We start from the raw sequence: 2,180 nt of genomic DNA, 5'->3' as shown, positions 1-2,180 counted from the left end.
AGGGGCAACAGCTTCTCGTTCCGGGTGGCGTTGAGAAACCTGGGGTTCTGAGGCCGGTTTCGGGCGTTAGTTGCCGCAAAGATCCTCCCCACGCGAAGCGATGGGGAGGTGGCAGCCCGTAGGGCTGACGGAGGGGTAATGGCGCAGCGTCGCGACCCCTCCACCACCGCCTGCGGCGGCGGTCCCCCTCCCCATCGCTGCGCGACAGGGAGGATCTGAACGTCCGCCTCCCCACCCCGAAACAGCCCTTCGACCCACACGACGACAAACAGCCGCTGAAATAATATTGCGCCCGGCCCGGGGCTGCGCAACAACTCCCTCATTCGATAGGAGAATGTAATGCGCCTCGCCGTTGCCCTGATGCTGCTCCCCGTCCTGCCCTTCGCCCCGATGACCGCGCCCGCCTTCGCGCAGGCGGCACCGCAAGCCGGGGCGCAGGATCAGGCCCTGCTCCAGTTCCTCGACCAGGCGTTCGATGAGCGGCTGGGCCTCAGCCCCGAATCGCAGACGCAGCTCGGGCTCAAGACCAGCTACGACAAGCTCGACGATTATACCGACGCCGCATCGCTGCGCGATCAGGAACTGGCCGAGCGCCAGTTGAAAGACATGCGCGCCAACTTCAAGCCCGACCAGCTCGGCGAGAGCGCGCGGGTGAGCTACCGATTGTTCGAATATGAAGTCGAACGCGGCCGCGAATCGCTCCGCTTCCGCAAGCTGCGCTTCCCCGTCTCGACGAACGGCAGCCCCGCGGGCGCGATCCCCGTGCTGCTCATCAACAATCACAAGATCGACACGATCGCCGACGCCGAGGCCTATATCGCCCGCCTGCGCGACACCGACCGCGTGATGACCGAGGTCGCGGCGACGATGCGCGAACAGGCCGCGGCGGGGATCGTCCCCAACAAGGTCAATTTCGCCCCCGCGCGCGCCGACGCACTGAAAGTCATCGCCGGCGCGCCCTTCGGCAGCGGTGCCGATTCGACGCTGATGGCCGATTTCCGCAAAAAGGTCGATACGCTGGATGCCCCGGCCGCGACGAAGGCCAAGCTGATCGCCGATGCCAGCGCCGCGCTGACCGGCCCGTTCAAGCATGGTTATGACACGCTGGTCGCCGCGATCGACGAGATCGAGCCTCAATCGAAGGGCAATTTCGGCGCGTGGAGCCTCCCCGACGGCGCGGCCTATTACGCCGACCGGCTGAAGAGCTCGACCACCACCAGCCTCACCGCCGACCAGATTCACGACCTTGGCCTCGCGCAGGTCGCGGCGATCCGCAGCGAGATGGAGGCGATCAAAAACGAGGTCGGCTTCAAGGGCACGCTCGAACAATTCTTCGACCACATCCGCACCGATCCGCAGTTCAAATATCCGAATACCGAGGCCGGCCGCGAAACCTATCTCGCCGACGCGCGCGCGGTGATCGCATCGGTGATGGATACCGCACCGCGCTATTTCAGCGTGCTGCCCAAAGCGCCGCTCGAAGTGCGCGCGGTCGAAAAATGGCGCGAGGCAACGGCGCCGACCGCCTTCTACAACCCGCCCTCGGCAGACGGCTCGCGCCCCGGCATCTATTACGTCAACCTCGTCGACATGAACCAGACGCAAAAGGTGCAGGTCGCCGGCATCGCCGCGCACGAAGGCGCGCCGGGGCACCATTTCCAGATCGCGCGCCAGCAGGAACTCACCGGCATCCCCAAGTTCCGCAAGTTCGGCGGCTATGGCGCCTATATGGAGGGCTGGGGACTTTATTCGGAGCGGCTCGCGAACGAGATGGGCGTCTATAAGACCCCCTATGACCGCTTCGGCATGCTGTCGCTGCAGGTGTGGCGCGCGATCCGCCTCGTGCTCGACACCGGCATCCATTCGAAGCGCTGGACGCGCGAGCAGGCGATCGCTTACTTCAAGGCGAACAGCTCGGTCTCGGACACCGACATCGCACGCGAGGTCGACCGCTATTTCAACTGGCCGGGTCAGGCGACGAGCTACATGGTCGGCCAGCTCAGGATCGCCGAGCTGCGCAAGCGCGCTGAAAGCGAGCTGGGGCCCCGTTTCGACATCCGCGATTTCCATGAGGCGGTGCTCAGCGAAGGCGCGCTGCCGCTCGACATTCTTGAGGAGCAGGTGACGCGCTATATCGCGGCGAAGAAGAAGTGACGCGGCGACGCTGAGGTGGGCGAGTT

At 65.2% G+C, this 2,180-nt stretch carries 1 protein-coding gene; it reads left to right on the top strand.

Translation table 11 applies throughout. The features are described from left to right. The first annotated feature begins 339 nt into the window (after positions 1 to 339). On the top strand, positions 340 to 2,154 hold the full coding sequence (locus VGD20_RS18040; protein WP_331135762.1) for a DUF885 domain-containing protein: 1,815 nt from the start codon (positions 340 to 342) through the stop codon (positions 2,152 to 2,154). The last annotated feature ends 26 nt before the right edge of the window (positions 2,155 to 2,180 follow it).

The sequence above is a fragment of the Sphingopyxis sp. genome, assembly GCF_036402335.1.
Classification (GTDB): domain Bacteria; phylum Pseudomonadota; class Alphaproteobacteria; order Sphingomonadales; family Sphingomonadaceae; genus Sphingopyxis.
Note: the sequence above shows the minus strand (reverse complement) of the source record. Positions and strands in the feature narration are given on the sequence as shown.